The sequence below is a fragment of the Bacteroides mediterraneensis genome (genome assembly GCF_016900355.1).
Lineage (GTDB): Bacteria > Bacteroidota > Bacteroidia > Bacteroidales > Bacteroidaceae > Phocaeicola.
The window spans coordinates 1-19,888 of record NZ_JACJKA010000020.1 but is presented as its reverse complement, the minus strand read 5'-3'; the positions used below and the strand labels follow the sequence as shown (position 1 = coordinate 19,888).

Annotated in this window: 16 protein-coding genes; 3 read left to right on the top strand and 13 right to left on the bottom strand. The window is 41.7% G+C overall.

Going from position 1 to position 19,888, the window contains the following annotated elements; genetic code table 11:
* Positions 1-3: 3 nt before the first annotated feature.
* The 3 genes from H6A28_RS11035 to H6A28_RS11025 are packed head-to-tail and all read right to left on the bottom strand — an operon-like array spanning position 4 to position 3,200.
* The gene (locus H6A28_RS11035) at positions 4-1,146 is read right to left on the bottom strand and encodes a hypothetical protein (RefSeq protein WP_204480308.1); all 1,143 of its coding nucleotides are present in this window, start codon (positions 1,144-1,146) and stop codon (positions 4-6) included.
* An 18-nt stretch (positions 1,147-1,164) separates the two neighbouring features.
* Positions 1,165-1,971: a hypothetical protein gene (locus H6A28_RS11030; protein WP_204480307.1), complete on the bottom strand. Its 807-nt coding sequence runs from the start codon at positions 1,969-1,971 to the stop codon at positions 1,165-1,167.
* Positions 1,968-3,200 carry a HesA/MoeB/ThiF family protein gene (locus H6A28_RS11025; RefSeq protein WP_204476036.1) on the bottom strand — a complete coding sequence of 411 codons (1,233 nt, stop codon included), beginning with the start codon at positions 3,198-3,200 and terminating at the stop codon, positions 1,968-1,970. The genes H6A28_RS11030 and H6A28_RS11025 overlap by 4 nt, the downstream gene beginning before the upstream one ends.
* 238 nt (positions 3,201-3,438) lie before the next feature.
* Between H6A28_RS11025 and H6A28_RS11020 the strand changes: the two genes are divergently transcribed.
* Complete coding sequence (locus H6A28_RS11020) at positions 3,439-4,779, top strand: PEGA domain-containing protein (RefSeq protein WP_204476035.1); 1,341 nt, start codon at positions 3,439-3,441, stop codon at positions 4,777-4,779.
* Positions 4,780-4,842: 63 nt separating this feature from the next.
* Positions 4,843-5,532, top strand: coding sequence for a ribosome recycling factor (locus H6A28_RS11015; protein WP_204476034.1), 690 nt, complete (start codon positions 4,843-4,845; stop codon positions 5,530-5,532).
* 63 nt (positions 5,533-5,595) lie between these two features.
* On the opposite strand, the gene H6A28_RS11010 is transcribed toward H6A28_RS11015, so the two are convergent.
* The 10 genes from H6A28_RS11010 to H6A28_RS10965 all read right to left on the bottom strand — a co-directional run bounded on the left by H6A28_RS11010 (position 5,596) and on the right by H6A28_RS10965 (position 17,791).
* Positions 5,596-5,967: a DUF4280 domain-containing protein gene (locus tag H6A28_RS11010; protein ID WP_262896978.1), complete on the bottom strand. Its 372-nt coding sequence runs from the start codon at positions 5,965-5,967 to the stop codon at positions 5,596-5,598.
* A gap of 30 nt (positions 5,968-5,997) precedes the next feature.
* The gene (locus H6A28_RS11005; protein WP_204480306.1) at positions 5,998-7,788 is read right to left on the bottom strand and encodes a hypothetical protein; all 1,791 of its coding nucleotides are present in this window, start codon (positions 7,786-7,788) and stop codon (positions 5,998-6,000) included.
* A gap of 18 nt (positions 7,789-7,806) precedes the next feature.
* Positions 7,807-11,511, bottom strand: coding sequence for a phage baseplate assembly protein V (locus H6A28_RS11000; protein WP_204480305.1), 3,705 nt, complete (start codon positions 11,509-11,511; stop codon positions 7,807-7,809).
* A 19-nt stretch (positions 11,512-11,530) separates the two neighbouring features.
* On the bottom strand, positions 11,531-12,037 hold the full coding sequence (locus tag H6A28_RS10995) for a hypothetical protein (protein WP_204476030.1): 507 nt from the start codon (positions 12,035-12,037) through the stop codon (positions 11,531-11,533).
* A 27-nt stretch (positions 12,038-12,064) separates the two neighbouring features.
* The gene (gene tssD, locus H6A28_RS10990; RefSeq protein WP_204480304.1) at positions 12,065-12,472 is read right to left on the bottom strand and encodes a type VI secretion system tube protein TssD; all 408 of its coding nucleotides are present in this window, start codon (positions 12,470-12,472) and stop codon (positions 12,065-12,067) included.
* A 102-nt stretch (positions 12,473-12,574) separates the two neighbouring features.
* Positions 12,575-12,973, bottom strand: coding sequence for a type VI secretion system tube protein TssD (gene tssD, locus H6A28_RS10985; protein WP_204476028.1), 399 nt, complete (start codon positions 12,971-12,973; stop codon positions 12,575-12,577).
* 39 nt (positions 12,974-13,012) lie between these two features.
* The gene (gene tssD, locus H6A28_RS10980; protein ID WP_072544428.1) at positions 13,013-13,405 is read right to left on the bottom strand and encodes a type VI secretion system tube protein TssD; all 393 of its coding nucleotides are present in this window, start codon (positions 13,403-13,405) and stop codon (positions 13,013-13,015) included.
* Positions 13,406-13,438: 33 nt separating this feature from the next.
* Positions 13,439-14,812 (bottom strand): hypothetical protein, encoded by a 1,374-nt coding sequence (locus H6A28_RS10975; RefSeq protein WP_204480303.1) that lies wholly within the window; start codon positions 14,810-14,812, stop codon positions 13,439-13,441.
* 20 nt (positions 14,813-14,832) lie between these two features.
* Positions 14,833-15,297 carry a hypothetical protein gene (locus H6A28_RS10970; RefSeq protein ID WP_204476026.1) on the bottom strand — a complete coding sequence of 155 codons (465 nt, stop codon included), beginning with the start codon at positions 15,295-15,297 and terminating at the stop codon, positions 14,833-14,835.
* 43 nt (positions 15,298-15,340) lie between these two features.
* The gene (locus H6A28_RS10965; RefSeq protein ID WP_204480301.1) at positions 15,341-17,791 is read right to left on the bottom strand and encodes an AAA family ATPase; all 2,451 of its coding nucleotides are present in this window, start codon (positions 17,789-17,791) and stop codon (positions 15,341-15,343) included.
* Between the two features lie 253 nt (positions 17,792-18,044).
* Between H6A28_RS10965 and H6A28_RS10960 the strand changes: the two genes are divergently transcribed.
* Positions 18,045-19,664, top strand: coding sequence for an ABC-F family ATP-binding cassette domain-containing protein (locus H6A28_RS10960; RefSeq protein ID WP_204480299.1), 1,620 nt, complete (start codon positions 18,045-18,047; stop codon positions 19,662-19,664).
* The last annotated feature ends 224 nt before the right edge of the window (positions 19,665-19,888 follow it).

Genomic DNA, 19,888 nt, shown 5'->3' with positions numbered 1-19,888 from the left:
TACTTAAATTAAAGGCATAAATTCATCCTTGTCTTCTTCTTCTGTTGGAACATATAAAGCCTTGTACAGACTTTCATATAACTTCTTATATAGGTTCTCGTACAATGTCTCCGACAATTCTTCCGAAAGTAAATCATGTAATTCGGCTTTGAATTGGTGACTGATGTAATCGGTCAGTCGGTTGGTTAAGTTTTCTGTAATCTCTGTATAAAGTTTTGTCTTTAATTCGGCGTAGAGCTGTTCGTATAGTTTGGGGTGTAGTTGTTCGTATAATTCTTCTTTGATTTGTGCTTTTAGTTCGTCAAAATCGATGGAGTGATCTTCCAGCACGACTTTGTCCAAAATATTTGACGCATTATGTAAGTAACTGTTCAGCCATTCCAACCAGGTTGCAATGTCGTATTCAGAATGGGATGGAATGACTACTGGTGTCTCAGTATGTGGACTAACTATGTAGTAGTCAATGGACTGTGCTATTTCTCGGGTTAGTTGGATGAAGGGGTAGGTTCTGCCTTGGATGTCATAGTTCTTTAACAAATAGGCATAACGTTGTAGGGCGCGTTTTCCTTCGCCGCTCTCTAAATTTGGATGCTCAGCCAGCACGCGAGCCTTTTCTGTGAGTTCTTCCAAGTATGTTTGGAAATGACTGTTGGTTGAAAGGCATAGGCTGGGAGGAATATAAGACTCGTCAATGGCAAAGATACCGTCGTTGACCTTAAACTTCATAACAGGGAAAAGGTCTGTACCTTCCAGTTCGCTCAAGGGGTATATGCCGTAAGTGTACTCCGGTCGTACAAAAGGTACTTCTTCGACATCGAATTCAAGTTTCTTTTCGCTGAAGCCACAAGCCAGGTAGTATTCGTCGCCATACACCAATGGTATGGTTACCGTGACTTTTTCGTCTATATGTAAAATTTTCCCGGAAGGAAGAAGAGCCATACAGGTTAGATGCTCCATTTCTAATTTATTACGAACGAAACCTCCCCGGTTGTTGAATTCAGTGAAGGGAATGAGCCCAAATTCATTTCCATTAGTGGCTCGGTTAGCAACCTGCAGCCTATTGTGTAAGTTTTCGTCCAATTTCAGGAAGGTACGGGCGGAGATTGCCATACCTGATTTCCAGTCTATTCTTGAATTGATGTTCATAATGGATACCTGTTATTGTCAATATGTTGGGTTGATAAATGTATTTATTTTAGTGTTGTAGTCCAATGTCAGGTCTTTCCCCAAAACAAATGGACAGTCGTGGTGTTTGATGGATATGCTGCAATGTGTATCGAAGGGTATAAACCATTCGCGGATAAAGTCAATGAATGGATTAATGGCTTGTTTCAGCTCGTTGTATGCTTCATTAGTCAGGTTAGGAATTATTAAGTAATAGAAAACGGCCGGTTGTGAATACTCGTAACCTTCATCCCATGTATATTGGCCGGTTGTCATTTCTACAGAGCACTCAAATAGATGTTTTAGTAGGGTGCGCAGAAAGGAAAAGTCAGCACGCAGCTGGCTGATGAGAAGCAGTAGCGGGGCTGTTTTTCGGATGTATGGATTTTTTTCTTCTTCTAAATTGAAGTTGAAATATTGCTTCAGTAGGAGGGTAAGTTTGTTTCCCGACAACTGTGCTATCTCTTTTTCGATGTGAAGACGGAATCTGAAGTTCTGGGTGTCTATAGGCTTGAAAAGATCTTTCAGAAGTTCTTCTTTTTTCTTCAGTTGCTCGTATTTCTGTTCGAAGTCTTTTCCTTTCAGGGCATTGTCAGGGGCGATGATGCCTTGAGGGAGAAGTCGCAGGAAGCCGTCGCGAGCCAAGCGCACTGTTGTTTTGTCTTTTTCGATTGACAAAATGTCTGGACTGTAGTTCCGATAAAATGTTCCTGCACATTCTGCCTGCCATTGGTCTGTTTGGTCCGGATACAGGTAATTTAGCAAGAATTCTGCGTTTATATCGAAGAGATCTGTCTCGTTTATCATATCTGTTCGTTTTGAAATAAGTATGTTATATAATTCTGTTCGTCGGCCAGTTCTACATAGCGGGTACCTTTCTCTGTATGTACATGTAATATGCTCCATGGAGGAATACCGACTTGTGATAAATTTAATTTCTTGTACGGGAAATCTGTGCCGATACTTTTTATTTCATGCTGATATAATGCATGAAAGGGGAGATGACATAAGGAGGGCTCTTTTTCTATATAGCCCGTTATGGCATAATCAGGTAACATGACGTGAATTTTACGGTCATTTTTTCGTTCGGTCAGGTAATCCACGAAACTATGGTCCCTGAGAACGATTTCTATGTTTTTACATCCGAGATGTTTAGATAGGCCTGTCAGCATTTCTTCAATCGGTAAAGTAGTTGTAAGGTTTACTTTTTCTACTGGCTTCCATTGTTCGTGTACGGGACATTCATCGTCATAACCCTTAAATTCCACAATGCGGGAGGTTAGGTGTTGTCCTTCGTAGTAGAACATTTTTCCGCATAATGAGGTCAACTCTTCGTGTTCCAGTTCATCTGGATGTAGTAGTTTGATTGCCTCTTGTGCTTCTACTGCTCCGATAATTGAAGCGATGATAGGAGTGGTCGGTATTCGTCCGGCTTGTTCATTTCGACGTATGGTTGAACCACATGAAAGGCGGTATGATAAATCTTTCAGAGCTTCGGGGCCCAAGTTGCAGGCATAACAGTTCTTGCCGGGAATGAATACCCTTGCAGTTCCTTCAAGGCCGTCTATTCCACCGTCCACCCAAGGGATGCCGACGCGCATGCACAGGCGGTTTAGGCAATAGCGTGCCCATCGGTTATCTACGCATCCTATCACGACATCCATTCGGCGTAGGAGCCCTAATCCCACATCGTGGCAAATGTTGCCGGTTAAAGGTAGAACTTGAATGGAAGGGTTAATTTCACGGAGTCGTTTGGCCGCTACGAAAGCTTTGAATTGGTGAGTTTCAGCATCTCCTTTTCTGAAGAGTATAGATCGAGTCAGATTAGATGGTTCGATAGTATCGAAATCCACGATGACTAGATGTTCAATCCCAAACAAAGCTAAATTCTTCAGAACCTCGTTACCTAAGGCTCCACAACCTACAACCATTACATTGGCGTGTTTTATTTGGTCTAGTTTGAACCAAGAAAGTAGCGGAAAGATATCTGCCCCCCAAACTGGGGAAAGGGTTGGTATGAAGTCGGTTTCTTTCATAGCACGATGCTTTCGTTTAGCCTTCCAAATGTAATAAATCTTCGGGATAATTCCCAAAGGATTAGGCTAATATTTGAATGAAAGGTAACAAAAAGGCCTCTTTCTTCCTTTTATGGTGACTTTTATTATGAAGGATTTTCAGAAATGTTCAATCTATCATAAGTTGTAGCTTTGTTTGGTAAAGAAAATGAGGAAGCGGTAGCAATTATTTCAGTATTTTTCTGTATGTTTGCATGGAATGATTTCAGAAACAGCACTCATGAAATATTGTTGGATCATAATTTTATGGAGTTTGACTGCTTTTTCCGCTATAGCTCAGCGGATGTGCGTTGAGGATTTCGGACGATATAAGAAGCCGTTTTTACGAAAGGCGGTTTTTGCAACTGATAAAAGACATGCTTTACTCGATTTTTTTACGAATGAAAAAGGTTTTCAGTTTTTTGCATGTAACGTTGCTGTGTCTGCTACGGAGGGAGATGGAGTGGTTACTTTATCTTTGCCACATCGCACAGAATCTCTTCTTATCAAGCACCCTAAGTATGGGGATTTAGTGTGGAAAGTTCCTGATGGTGTGCTGAAAAAAAAGCGACGTTATCATGCTTATTTGCATACTGAAAGTCTGGATAAAGAGTTTCGTCAGGAGAAGCAATGGGCATTATTCTCCACAGACCCGGCACATGCCATTGTCTATATTGATTCTCTTATTTATCCCGTTTTGGAGGGTCATCTTTCACTTTATTTGCCGTTGGGTAAACATACTTGTCGTATTGAGTCACCTTTTTATCAGACCTTGAATGATACAATTGAGTTGATTGATTCTGTACGCTTTGAAAAACAATATATATTGCAACCCTTTTATGCTTATCTGAGTGTAGAAACAGACTGGTCTGATGCCAAAATTTACTTGGATGGTTCTCTAATTGGCATGCAGCGTGCTGAAACTGCTCGTTTGATGCCTGGTCGTTATCGCCTGACTGTCAATAGGAGTGACTCGCTTTATTATGAACGGTGGGTAGAGTTGGCTAATGCTGAGCGGAAGGTTGTGAATCTGAATGGTGTCGAGTTGTATCCACTGAAGCAATGGGATTTAAATTCGGGAACCATTTTGGCGGGGGAGACTTCACCTGATACAAGGGTTGATAGTGTGTCTGTTTCTGAAAAACTGTCAGACGTGTACATAAAAGCTTTTGATAGTGATACTGAGATTTGGCTCAATCGTGAGAGGGTGGGACGAGGAGAGTGGAGGGGAAAGTTGTCTCCAGGATTTTATGCTGTCAGTTCAAAGAAAGAAGGATTAGATTCGCGTACTGATTTTTTCTGGGTAGAAGCAAGTAAGACTGTAGAACTGAATCTGATTTCTCCATTGGCTGATTACGGATTGTTGAACATATCGTGTGATGAGGTGGATGCCCTTGTTTTTTTGAATGGAGTTATGGTAGGAGTTGCCCCTTGTGTATTGCATAATTTGCCGGTTGACAATACCTATCGTCTTCGTTTGGTCAAGGGGCATAAGAAGGCTGAAAAGGTAATTCGTTTGAAGGGGAACGACATTGTGAATGTGCAGCTGAAACTAAAATAATAACGTAAAAGAAAAATAATGAGACAAACAGTGTTTAGTTTATTAAGAGAGGCTCAACAGAAAATGAGTGCTTACGCTGTATATATGAATTATCAGTTCATGCATTTCAGTGTGGAAGCTGAACCGGCAGCTCTCCTGTCGGTCGAAGTGGAAGTAGGGGGTAATCGCTTGAATTTGGAGGACGTGGCTGATGTCGCTATACCCGAGGAAAATCAGTTTGCTTTGATTCCTAAGGACCAAGATTATCTGTTTGCCATCTGTAAGTCTGTGGTTACAGCACATCCAGATTATAAAATCGAACAAAAGTCGATGAATGAGGAGGAAAAGGATGCTGAAGGTGAGAAAGACGAAAAGGATTTAGATGAAGATAAGTACGTTTTGTGTACCATGCCTGAAGTGAATGGCGATCGTCACGATGCGGGTATGAATTATGTAAAAGCTATTTACGAGGAGATGATGGCAAAGATTGATAAAGCCAATGTGGCGTATGGTACGAAAATAGCCAAAGAATTAATGACGGCTAAACCTGAGGAAATGGATGAAGCCAAAGAGGAACTCCAGAAACAGTATGATCAGATAAAAGATCTCTGTAAGTCGTATCGTGAAAGTAAGGAGAAGCAGATAGAAGAGGCATACCAGAAATATTTAAAAGAAAGAACTGAAGCTGAACAGGCTGAAAAGGAGCGTCAAGCTGCCCATAGTGAAGAGAAAGGCTCAAAGTTGGACCTGAGCCAGATAGGAACTGATGAATAAGAGTGTTTTCAGACGTTTCCGCCCTTCCTGGAATTATTTTCAGGAAGGGGGAAGCGTCTGTTTTCATTTTCCTTGTGAGTCGCACGTGTGGCCAGGCATATTGATGGAAATACTACCGCCGTAGGCGCACATCAGTTTGCAATTATCTAATAGTGCTGGCATGTTGGTTATCAATTGTTTACCTCCCGGTGCCCAGGGAGCTACGATTACAGGGATGCAAGGCATGGGGGTTAGCGTACCCATAGCAGCAGCGGTAGCAGAGGCTACCATAGGGTTGCTCAGTGATTGACACATGCCGAAGGGCAGGATGTTGACCATTGGGGCAAAGTCCATGATGGTGGCTTTTGGCTTGTTTTGAATCATTGGCCGTAAGGGAACTGTTACCATTAATGAGGAGGGGGTCATGCCAAACGTGCATTTCAGTGTGGCACCCATACAAACATATTTTGCCATAATTTTTTGTTTTTATTCGTTGCTCGATTTCAGTTCTTCTTCACTCAGCTTTGTGCTCAGCTTTGCGGTAGACGGTGCGCCGGGCACAGAGACACCTTCGGTGGTGTAGGGCGTCTTGAACGATGAATCCACTTTGAGATTCTTCATCTCGACCGTTCCGGCAGTGACGTCGGATTTGAATGTCGTTTTGCCCTGTGAGGTCATCTCACCATAGAGGGTGGTTTTGCTGCCGGAGAGTGCGGCATCGCCACCACTTAGTTGCAGGATGGCTTTGCCGTCCTGTTGCAGCTCGATGGTGGTGTCGCCGAAGAGGCCCACTTTGTCCGAGGCCACTTGTACGTTCTTGCTTCGCATCTTCTTGTCCCCTGCTCCTGCATAAACCTTCTCTGCCAATAAAAGCAGGCTGCTGCCTGCAGCCACCTCCTTGTCAGTGCGTTTTTCCTTGTCTACGTCCATTGCTTTTACCTCCACCGTCTTAGCGTTGGCGGCAATCGTTCCGGTTGCTTTGCCTTCAGTGTCGGTGGCGTTAAGGTTGATTTTTTCAGCACGCAGGGTAAACGAGCCTTCTTTGGTCAGACTCTTTTCTTCGGTCTTGTCGTCTTTCGTCTCATAGTCTACGGCCTCCACTTGGATTTCTTTTGAGACGACGCGTACACTGCCCTCTGCCGGCAGATCGGTGTTTTTGTCTGCTATCTTGGGATTGGCAGTGTTGATTTCCACGTCTTGCGAACCCATGTAGATACCGCTTTCCTTAATCAGTGCGCCGTCGTTACCGTAGGAAGTGAGGTTGATTTCTTTACCTGCCAGTTCGATACCTGCGCCTTGGTTAGTGCGCAAGTTGCCGTCGCCGTCGGTCGAGGTGAGGCTGATATTTTCAGACTGGAGTGAGATGGAGGTATCGGTGCTCTGGTCTTTGAATGAAGACTGTAATTGGCCTGCCGCTTCTTTCTGTTCCTTGATGCTGTTCAGTTGGCGGTTCGTTTCGGCAAGGCGGGACAATACGTTGAAGTAGCGAGTCATTGCGGAGTAGATGGTGCCGGAAATGTTCCGGATTTCCTCGTGCAGTTCCTCGATGTCCATGTAGTTCGTTCGGGTCATCGTTTCATCCAGGTTCATAAGGTCCTGGTCGAACAGCTTGTCGATTTGCGATATGAGCGACGATACTTCAGATTTGGCCTGGCTTGCTTCCTTCTTGAGGTCATTTGTTTGTGTGGTCAGTGCTGCCTCTTCTTGCTCCAACCTTTTTTTGAGTGTGTCGCAGGGGAGTGTCGCGTTCAGGCTGATTTGTCCATCAGTAGAGAGAGTGATGCCACCATCGTTGTTGGTAAGTCCGTACGTTGGGAAGACATTTTTGGCTTGCTTTTCGCCTCGGATGGTGACATTCCGGGCTTGTGAAACAATCTCCGAAATTTCTTTCGCCACATTCTCTTGCCCGTCCATTCCCGGATCCACCGCTATTTGACGGATGCTTGCAGCACGGCTCACAATGCTTCCCACACCGGAAGCACCTGCGCCAACGCCATCCAGACAAATGTCTGTTCCGCGAAGAATAATTTTCGAATGGCTACCACACAGAGTCCCGCTTTTGTCTACATTACCAATGATGATTTCTGGGGCAGAGATGATGACACGCTGGTCATCGCGGATATACCGTCCTTTCTCCAGATGGTCTATCAGGTCAATCTTCATTTGTTGGACTTCGCTTTTGTAGCGTCGGATTTCATCCAAATCTTTTTCCACGTTTTTTTGGAAATCATTCAGAGCTTCTTGCCAATATTTGAATTGTTCTGCGATTGTTCTCATGTGTAATGGTGTCTGTTATTATTGTATTCTTCTGAGTATGTTTTTTAATGCAGTAAGAGGGTCTGTTTCTGATTTTTTGTAATAATGGATTTCTTTGTTGTGAAAATTAAGAGTTTCACCTGCTTGATCTGAAAATAGAATCTTGCCTGCATCTTCATTGGTATCCCATATATATTGGTCAAGCATACCGTTCAGTTTATGAACTCCTAAGAATTTCCATTCTGTCATCCCTAATCTAGCCTTATCTCGTTTTCTGAGTTGAACAGGAGATTGTGGTTCATACTTTAATGAATTACACCAAGTATCCCATTGTGCCCAATTGGTGTTTTGTTCTAGTGCTATTTTGTTTACGTTATTATAGGCAGCTCCTTTGGCTTCGGTTCCATTTTGGCGGTTTATTAAACCTACTAGAACGTTATACAAAAGTTCCCGTTTGTTCTTTGTTCTACAAGATTGAGAACGACGGTTAAAATAACTTTGGGTAATAAAATCCCTATATAATTTGGTGATATCGTTATCAATGTTTACATAATTGTCTATTAATTCTTTTACAATAGGATCCTGAAGATAAACGTTTTTAAAATCATTCAAAATCTTGTTGCTTGTCAGCTGATTCTCTTTTATATTTAGGGCATGTTTATTTAGCTTGTTTAGGAAAATTTTTGTTGATAGAAATTCTGTTTGACTACCATCTGCAGGTATTTCACTAACCATTTGAAATGCTGTAAAGTTATCAATATTAGCGGGATATAAACTGTCAAAATCTGGAAGCTGACTTCCATTTTTTATATACTCATTACTCCTTGGTATTCTATTAATCGTTTTGAAAGCGTCAATATATGCATTTTTTGCACTTAACAGATTGGTGTTTATCGTTCTAAATGCTTGCTCTGCTGCTTCGATAGCCTGAATGACATTGTTAATATGTATTGGTATTCTGTTCGTTACCACAACATTATTTTGATATGGGATGGTTACCTCACATATTTGGTCTGGGGCGAAAGTTAAGTCACTTGTCTTTCTTATTCCTAATTGTTTAACCGTTTGGCGTCCGGCAATTTGAGCTTCACCTTTGCCGGCTTCGAAACACAGATATCTATTGGATTTAATAAGCAGAGTACCAGCACAGGGACGTAGTAGTGTTTCAAATATGGTACGTATTAAATTCATGTCAATAATTTCAACTTTTGACAAGAAACTTGTTCCCAGCGTTTGAAGAAAATCTTTTCCTCCTTCTCCCCACTTGGAATCTCTCATGTGCCAAAAGTGAGATGCAATATTGTTTCCAGAAGAAATGGACAGGTTATTACCCGCTACAATATCGATGTTCTTTCCCTCGATGCGGACGTTCCCGTTGGGGGCACTGATGGTAATTCCAGTAAAAGCGTTGATATCTACTTTTCCCACAGGGCTGTCGATGGAGATAGTGCGTTTGTCGGACGACATGGATATAGAATATAACCCATGTTCGTCTGTAAATTCGATACCTCCCATCGCTTTTTTGTTGTACTCTTTAAGATCTTTCCCTTTCAAAGCACTTGGAACAAAGCTGTTAATTGTCTTCCAAAGAGGGAATAGTCCATTGATGGCATTCGTGCTGACTGGTGGGTCAGAGAAGATGATGGAATGGCCGTTTACAGATGAAATGACGCGGGCATTATTTTGTTTGAAGTCATATGGAACAGATGATTTTCCCGTATAGAGCATACCTTCTACGTAAGGTCTCTCAATATTCCCGTTTTCATAATTGATGATGGCTTCGTCGCCTATTTGTGGGAGAAAGTTAAAACCGCAGTCATTCGATGCCATGGGCAGAGCTATACGGATCCACGGCGTGGAATCTTCCGGCGTGGAATCTTTCGGCGTGGAATCTTTCGGCGTGGAATCTTTCGACGTGGAATCTTTCGGCGTGGAATCTTTCGACGTGGAATCTTTCGACGTGGCTTGCCATGGATAACGTACCCTTACACGGTTCATTTTTAGGGGATCCAAATTATCTGTGATGAAGGCTCGTTGGGCTTTGGCTTCACGTATAGGATTGACAGGCGCAGCAGGAGGAAATACGGTGTTTCCCTCTGAGTATGGAATGGCCTCGATGTCGAGGGTCTCAGTCTCGTTATTGACACAGCCATTGATTTGGACAACAATGTATGTTTGGTTGTCCAGCTCAATCAAACTACCCAGTGAGAGAGGGTAAAAATGAGTGCCTAGTGCGATTTGAATGCGTGACTGTTCATTTTTTTCTATTCCCTTGCGGACCGCTTCATAAAATTCTAAGCTGAAAGGTATGTAACTATTTGGAGGGATATTTGATTCAGAACTCTTAACAGTGGTTGTATTGCTATTTGATGTACTGAACGGATGGATGCGTTCTCCATTTTGTCTTTCTTTTATGTAGGCTTTGTTTGGGTCAAAATATTTTTTTTCATATTCGTCATTGACATTTTTAGAAAAGACCGCACTGGCTGAAGTGGTTGCTGTCGTACTAAACACTAAATTTGTGAGTGCTTCGGCTACATTGGCTGAATTGGCAATGTCTGTAAATATATTAATAAAATAACATCCTGGAAACAGGGCAAAATCAGTCCATTGGGTGTATTCATCTTTCGGAGGAATAGACGCCAGATTTTCATCAGAGGCTAAGTTGGAATCATACATCTTAGCTGCAGATTTACTATCTTTTTTGTTCTCATTGGTTGTGTAATCATTGTGTACACTGCTAATAGAGTCTTCTTCACAGGCTGTAGTTACATTTTGAGCGAAATTGATAGCAACATATTCTGTAATGGGCGTTTTGACTTTAGTGTCTTTGTCCCATCCAATATTGAAATAACCATCCTCATAATAAAGGAATTCCCCACATCGGTTGCTGACTCTGACCAAAAAGTCAAAGAAACTTTCGTTGTATTGAACGAGGTAGGGCTGAATAAATTCAATACCATTATGATAATGTAGAAGTTGAGGTGTTATATTGAAGACAGAGCTTCCTTCTATTGTTGTCGCATTAATTTCTTTCTTAGTTGTCTCAAGAGGTCTGTCTTCAGCTTCTAATTCATGAATTTTATTTTCTAGTTCTTTGATTTTCTTTTCATCTCTTTCTTTTTCAGGTTTCTTGTTTTCTTTATTTTTTTGGTCGTTTAAATTTGCTATTATCCATTCCAGTGTTTTTTTCTTTTGTTCTAATACAGCTTTATTTCGTATAGATTTTTCAAGAGTAAATTGTGTTTTTTTTATTGCCGTTGGAAGCTTTTTTGGCCAAAGGTCGGTATTCCAAAGAATATCCAAAATAAATTTTTTACCAGTATAAGCCTTGCAATAGTTGTCTAATGTAAGGTATTTGAATGGGTCAAATGCTTGAACTGTAATATAGAATATATCTGATCTTTTTTGGATTCTTATACCGAAAATATAATAATCTTTTGATATATTATTCGTTTTATCATTCTCTTTGGATATTAATGTAACGGTCTTCTCTTTGAATGTCTGATAAATCTTATTTACATTTTTGCAACCCGTTAATTGCAAATTAAATTGGAGCTCCCCAGGTTTATAAATTGCTTTTGAATAACTCAAATTTTGGAGCGTGCAAGTCCATGTTTCTTTTTCGTTATTATCATTTACGTCAAAAGTCTTTTTTGAATCTTCACTATTGGTGTTATATTTAAATTCAAGCTTGGCGTTGTCTGTTGGGATATTATTGATTACTAATATATAGGAAGTCATAATTCTTTAATTGTTTGGATTAGAAGTTGATATATAGTCTTTTTTGGTAGCTGTCACTGCCAATGTAGATTATTGATTTTGTCAGTAGCTTGATGTTGGTCATCATCAGGTCGGTTGTTTTTTCTTCTTGTGGAAGAACCGTTGCCGATTCAGACCAAGTCCCAAAAGTTTCGTCAACACTTATGACGTAGCCTGTTATAATTAGACCGCTGTCGTAGTCGCTTAGCATATTTTCACCGCAATCATCCGTACGAAAAGTGGCATTGAAAACAACCGAGAAATGTGATTCTGTTTGTTCGTCCAGTCGTTTATATAATTCCTTCAAATAACCATTAGGTAAGGATTTTATTTGAATTTGAAGGAGAGTTGTCATGGTCGGACCGTACGGCATTCCTGTGTTATTTCTTTTTCTGGTACATTCATAGTGGAATTGTTGTATTGTGAAGCTATCTTCTCTTTTTACCCTGGTCTCATTGAGGTCGTCAAAAAAAAGAGTGGCTTTGAGGTAGTTGGAAATGTTTTGCATGAAAGAATCTGATTTAGGTGGTTTGCTTTATTGGAATTCTATCTCATCGATTTCTAACTTTTCTGCCATAATCCCCAGCTTGAGTTGATGGCGATTGGTATCGTTGATATTATACGATTCGGCAATTGAAAAACATTTCGCACTCTCAAACTTAATGTCCCGTTCCGTTATGTCATATTTCGTAGACTGGTTGGTCAGGTCAATAACGATTTTACCAGATAGAGAGGTCTGGTCGATGTACCAGTCAAATAATTCCAAATCGTCTTTGTCGGGAGCAATGATTGAAAGAATGATTTGGTCACAGCGTGGATTGCTGTCAGGATTGTAGGAGTTATGATGCCTGGATACTTTGATTTGGCATTGGGTAACCTGATATGTGTTTGTATAGTTTTCAGAGGCATTATCTCCCAAATATAAACTTGCAGATAAGGACATAGCGGAAAATTTAAATTCATGTGTCTTTCGTTTACTTTTCCAGCAAGTGAATACTTGCTGGAAAAGTAATATGGATAACTGTAATTAGAATATTGGTGAACTTTATTTCCAAGGATTTTGGAATTCAACAGGGCCATTTTTCAGTTCTTGGCAAACAATCTGTAATTGTTCGAAATGTTCTTCGCCGTCTTCCCATTTTTCCAAATAATGTACGCAGTAGCATCCCTTTCCTTCCAATTCCTTCATGGTAGAACCATCAATGGTATTGTAGAAAGTAATTTTGATGTCGCGTGGGTCATTTGGTGATAACATCCATTGTAATAACTGATTGTTTCCGTCGTTCATAGCTTTTACGCGGATGTCGATACGGCCGCCTCTGGGGATACCTGAAATCTGGCCTTCACGGTCGGTTGTTTGTGAGAATGTGTAGTCAATCATCATGACTTCACGAGTCTCGAAATCCTTTACCGATAATTGTACCGGAGTCATATTTTCTGCCATAGTACTTCAATTTTTCTGATTAAACATTATGTTTTGAACTTAAGCCCAGTCGTTTTCAAAAACGACGGATTCAAATTCAATTTTTTGACACGTAATTTCGATTTCCTCGAAATGCCCTTTTTTATCTTCCCACTTTTCCTCAAAGTTTACGCAATAGCCGTTCGTGAACTTGATAGTTTTCATATTTTTCCCCGTTTTTGTTTCCAGGAAAGTGATTACTCCGTTTTTCGGTAAATTACGTTCTATCATCCATGCCAGTAAATCCGGTGTACCGTCATTAAGCGCTTTTACACGGATGTTGATTTTACCACCCCGTGGAATACCTGACATTTGGCCTTCGACGTCAGTTGCTTGATCAAATTCGTATTTGACCATCATGACTTCGCGTTCCTTATAGCCATCAACTTCTAATTTTACAGGTGTCTTTGCCATAATTTTACGTTTTTATGTTAAACAATAATTGTTTTATGCCATCTGAGCTTCTTTGTCTTTCTTGTCTGCAGAAACTTTAATAATGAAATTCTTAGCCGAATAGAACGGGGTCAAGCTGATGTCGCACGTGATGCGTTTGGTTACCGGATCCTGTGTCGGTTCTTTAATCTCATAATTCTGGAATAAGTTGCCATAACCCTTATAGTCGTTCAGGAAAGCCTGAATCTTTGATTTTAAGTTTTTGGGAGAGTTGTAGGGATCCCAGTTTTCGAGGGCCACTTCGTGCACGTAGTTCATTAAGACTTTTTTTACCCAATCGAATACGCGGACAATCGGGTATTCTTTCATAGCGGTATTGTCGCCGTTATAAAGGTTGGTGTTGTTAAAAGCCATGACACGTCCGTCAGAGTAGACCATAGGGATGACCTGGTTGTCCATCAAAGCTGCGATTTCAGATTTTAGCAAATCTAATTTAACGCCTTTTATGCCATCAAGTGTACCATATTTTTTACCACCAGCACCTTGAGCCATGTTCGCACTTTCGTCATATAGTTTTCCAGCTAATGCACCAGAACCGCCTATATAGAAAGCGGGGCTGTCTTTTTCGTCTTCAGATAATTTTTCGGAATCACGTCCGACGAGCCAATTGGCTGTCATGATGACGTTTTGCAGCTCGATGTCGCTGTCACGGTATCCTTCTGTATTTGCTTGCAAATCATCGAAGGAGTATTCGTCTGCATGGTCTGTAATCAACATGACTTTATACTTGAAGGCAATCTTTGCCCATTGCAGCAATGTGGGTTTATCTTGGAATACATTGCCTGGAATCACGAGCAGGCTATAGCAATCTTTCAGACTCAGACGGTCGAATCCATTGCGTAACAAGGTGTCTACTTCTTGTGCGAACCCGGAATCGTTGTCGGCGATGTCATCTTTATATACATTGATAATGCGTAGGTTCTTTACTTTTTCCGTGTTGGCTGTCTTGAAGAAACTATCGAGGGTACGATAGGAACGTTCAAGGTTAGCTGTTGCAAAAAGGGCATCCGTAATTCCTTGGCTAAGAATTTGGGTGTATTTATCTTCTTTTGCTTTACAAGCATCGACAAATTCCGTTGCACTTTCGTGACCTTCATTGAGTATTTCAAGCCATCCTTTAATATCGTTAATTAAATTTTCCCGCTTTTCCTTGAAACGTTTGTCTGACAAAAATACGGCTTTGACCGCTTTGCGGGCTGGGTTCAGATTATCCGCATCAGGCATGAATCCACGAATGGCGTTAAAGCCTCCAAATGCGGATAACAGTTGTGATACGTCTTTTTTAGCTTGGGAAGCTTGCGTGGCCTGATTCGCTTCTTCTGCGCTTTGTGAAACTATTTTGTTTTTTTGTAATTCTGCTTCTGCCATAATTCTTATTATATAAATGGTTATTTATTATTTTCAAGTTCTTCCAGCATAGCTTGCAGCATCTCTTTCAGTTCTTCTTTTGCTGTACTGTTTTTCAAGATGTCTCTTAGCTTCCTGTTCTGTTCAATGTTTTTGCGGATTTTACTGTTGGTATCGATTTTCTTTTTTACACTTGAAAGGAACTGGCTGTTTTCTACCAATTTTCCTTTGCCTCCTTGTGCTTCGAAATCCCGGATCTCATTGAAATGAAGAACTTCATTTACAGAACCTCCTTCTTCGTCTACAAAGTCGACTTCAACAGATGGTTTGAAGTGAGCAAACGCATCGTTGATGTTTTGTATGTTTTCTACGAACTCGGGGTTTCCAGGTTCTACATCCGATGTGTATTGGTCAATCATTAATGTCTTGTTGTTGTCAATAGGGCTAACTTTTGCATTGGATTCTTCATCTGGTGCCATTGAGATGAAATTCTCTTTCATTGCCATAAATCTAATGTTTTTAGAATGGTTATTAAATTATTGTATTGCTTTAGTTCGTTATAAATTCAGTCTTTCCGTCTTTCATTTGTACTTCTACAGTATCGCCAGGTTTGATTTGACCGGAAATAATCAGCTTGGATAATGGGTGCCTGAGCTCTTTTCGGATAATCCCGAGGATGGGGCGGGCACCATATTGCGGATTAAAGCCCATCATGGCAATATCTCGTTTCACTTCTGGACTGATATTGAGCTTTATGTCTTGTTCCTCCAATAACTTGAGAAGCCCTTTTAGGTGTATATCAAAGATACGTGTAACGGTTTCTTCTGTAATTGGAGAGAACGGAACGATTTCGGTGAGACGTCCTAAAAATTCAGGGCGGAAATAGTTCTGCATAATGTTCATTAAATCATTATTTTGAGGTATGGAACCTTTGTTGAATTCGTCAACAATAAACTGGCTGCCGATATTTGATGTGAAAAGAATCAAGGCATTTGAAAAATCACCTACACGGCCTAAACGGTCATGAAGTTTGCCTTCATCCAGAATCTGGAGGAACAAATCAAACACTGATTTATGGGCTTTCTCAATTTCGTCGAACAGCACTACAGAATAGGGCTTTTGTCGGATTTTGTTTACAAGAAGTCCTCCTTCTTCATAGCCCACATATCCCGGAGGTGCTCCATAGAGTAATGCTACGGAGTGTTCTTCCTTGAATTCTGACATGTCGAAACGTATAAGTGCCGATTCATCTTCGAACAGGAAGGCAGCCAGTGCCTTTGATAATTCAGTTTTACCGGTACCCGTAGGGCCGAGGAAAAAGAACGATCCCATGGGCTGCCCTTTCTTGTTTAAACCTGAACGAGATTCAAACACGGCATCGAGCACAATCTTCACAGCATGATCCTGCCCGATTACACGTTTCTTCAGCGTGGATTCTGCATTGATGAGGCGGTCGCGCTCTTTTGATTGTACTTTTCCTAAGGGGATGCCCGTCTGTTTGGCTACTACGGCAAATAAATCAGCACTGTCAAGTTTTGTACGTTTTTCTTTACACAGTAAAGAAAGCTGGTCAAGAACTTTCTTTAAGTAATCAATCCGTTCTTGGACAGTAGTTATCTTGTTAAACTCGATGTTGGCATCCATTTGTGCCATTAGTATGCAACTGATTTTATTGACTAACTTATAATGTAGCCATTCCAGTTCAGTCATAATTTGTTCGTTTGCTTTGGTTTCTGCTTGCTCTGTTAGTTGTGCAAGTTCTGTTCTTAGGCTGGCTATGTCGTTAGCCGACATATCGTTCATGGTTTTGACAAGGGCCATGGTTCGGTCTATAAGATCGAAAGCAGAATCCGGTAGTGCTTTTTCTGTCAAGTATCGTTTAGCCAGGCGTATAGCATCGGCCATAACGGGTTCTTCTATTGCTATATGGTGGTATTCGGAGTATGCGCTTAGCGCTCCTTTCAGGATACGGAGACACAAATTGGCATTCGGCTCTTCAAGTGTGATTTTTTCGAGCTTAGTAACGAATTCTTTGTCTGTCTCAATATTTTTGGTATATCCATCAATGGATGAAGTACATATCAACAAGAGGTTTCCTTTATTTAATTCTTGCTTTAAGATAGAAGAAGCTCCATAAAGGCTATTTTGTTTGTCGAACATTTTGTCGATGGACTCGATGATTAAAATCGTATTAGGGCGTTCCTTAATTTCCTGCAACAAATTTTTGAAACGGTCTTCCAGCTCTCCTTTATAAGATGTATCCGCACTAATACTTGCCAAATCTAGTTCATAGGCGGCTGCATTGCTCAGGAATGAAGGTACGTGACCGTTGAAAAGTTGATTGACAAATGCATTGACGAGAGAAGTCTTTCCTACGCCAGATTCGCCGGTTATTAGTAGGTTCGATTTGGTCTTGCGACCTAAAATCTCAAAAATGACTGATATCTCATTTTCAAATCCTATGACAATGGGAAGTTTGCCTGATTTGGCTTCTTCTATTTTGTCTATGCAATATTTGTTGATAAGTTCTTTTCTGTAGCCTGTAGATGAGCGTTCAGCTGACTCGCCGCCAGTTTCATTTACTCTCGGATGTTCCAAAATACCTATTTTGGCTTGTATTTCGGATATGGTGAGAGGAAGTGTCTTTAGCTGTTCGAATGTAAAACCTACACCCGGTGTAACTAACGATGCCAGTATGCAGACAGGACGACATTCTGAAAATCCGAATTTTTCTTTATATGTTTCAGCTTCTTCCATGACAGCTTTGGACTCTTGAGAGTATTCAAGCCCCCTTTGCGGTTTCGCTGCCCGTGGTGAAAGCTGCATTTGTACATCTGCCCATTCTTGTAGATAATAGTAATCTTTATCGAGTTCGGTCTCGATAAAGTGAACTAAGCCTATGCTTTTATGAAGTATAGCTTTAAACAGATGGGAGGGATAAATAGCGTCGCTACAATATTCCTCAGCGAATGAATTTGCAATGTCCTTGATGCTGTTCATCGTTTGTATGTTTTTGAAGGTTATACAGGCGTTCGTAATAGATTCGGGTTCTGCAAATATAAAAAAAATTGCAAGAAAACGAATAGATTTTAAAGAAATAACATTAATTAGTGGAAAATAGGCCAGATTGTGTGGGGGTATCTATTCAATCTGTAATTTATTTTTGCCATTCTTAAGCTTCTTGTTTTGTTGGCTGTATCTCATATTTTTATATTATCTTTGCCGCGTAATTCAAAAAAGGTAGAAAAAACAGATGATAACAGTTTCAAATGTAGCCGTTCAATTTGGTAAAAGAGTGTTGTATAACGACGTGAACCTGAAGTTCACGAATGGTAATATCTATGGCATCATCGGAGCCAACGGTGCCGGTAAGTCTACGTTCCTGAAAGTGATTTCGGGCGAGCTGGACCCCACCAAGGGAAGTGTGACCATGGGACCGGGCGAACGTCTTTCGGTGTTGAGCCAGGACCACTTCAAGTTCGATGCGCATACGGTGCTCGATACCGTGCTGATGGGACACACCGTGCTGTGGGACATCATGAAGCAGCGTGAGGCCCTGTACGCCAAGGAAGATTTTACCGATGAAGACGGTATCAAGGCAGCCGAACTGGAAGAAAAGTTTGCCGAACTGGAAGGCTGGAATGCCGAGAGCGATGCGGCCATCCTGCTGAGCGGGCTGGGCATCAAGGAAGACAAGCATAACACGCTGATGGGTGATTTGAGTGGTAAGGAAAAGGTGCGCGTGATGCTGGCACAGGCGCTTTTCGGAAATCCGGACAACCTGTTGCTCGACGAGCCGACCAACGACCTGGACATGGATACGGTGACCTGGCTCGAAGAATACCTTTCCAACTTTGAACATACCGTGCTGGTGGTGAGCCACGACCGTCACTTCCTCGACTCGGTATGTACGCACACGGTCGATATCGATTTCGGCAAGGTGAACCTCTTTGCCGGTAACTATAGCTTCTGGTATGAATCCAGCCAGCTGGCTCTCCGTCAGCAGCAGAACCAGAAGGCCAAGGCGGAAGAAAAGCGCAAGGAACTGGAGGAATTTATCCGTCGTTTCTCTGCCAATGTAGCGAAGTCCAAGCAGACTACCAGCCGCAAGAAGATGCTGGAGAAACTGACGGTCGACGAAATCAAGCCGTCGTCACGTAAGTATCCGGGTATCATCTTTACAATGGACCGCGAACCGGGCAACCAGATTCTGGAGGTATCGGGATTGCGTGCTGAAACGGAAGAGGGTACGGTGCTCTTCAACGACGTGAACTTTACGGTGGAGAAGGGCGACAAGATTGTGTTCCTGAGCCGCGACCCGCGTGCCATGACGGCCCTGTTCGAGATTATCAACGGCAACCGTAAGGCGCAGGCCGGACATTATAACTGGGGGGTAACCATCACCACGGCTTACCTGCCATTGGACAACACCGATTATTTCAACTGCGACCTGAACCTGGTGGACTGGCTGAGCCAGTACGGTCAGGGCAATGAGGTGGAAATGAAAGGCTATCTGGGCCGTATGCTGTTCTCCGGTGAAGAAGTGATGAAGAAAGTCAGCGTGCTTTCGGGAGGAGAGAAGATGCGTTGTATGATTGCCCGTATGCAGCTGCGCAATGCCAACTGTCTGATTTTGGATACTCCGACCAACCATTTGGACTTGGAATCCATTCAGGCGTTCAACAACAACCTGAAGACGTACAAGGGAAATGTGCTCTTCTCTTCACACGACCATGAGTTCATCGAAACCGTGGCCAACCGTATCATCGAGCTGACTCCGAACGGTATCATCGACAAGATGATGGATTACGATGAGTACATTTCATCCGACCATATCAAGGAAATGCGTGCCCGTATGTACGGCGATAAATAAGACGCAAAAAAACGCCTTTGCGTTTGGAGGAAAACGTAAGTACGTTTCATCCCAAACGCAAGGACGTTTTGATCAAAACGCTTCGGCGTTTTACTTGAAGAGGCCGTCTCAAAATGAATTGAGATGGCCTCTGTCGTTTTATATCAGATTGAAGTCGTTTGGATTTTCCTCAAAAAGTTTACAAGTTTCCTCCTACAGATTTCATGGTTTCAAACCGTTTTGTT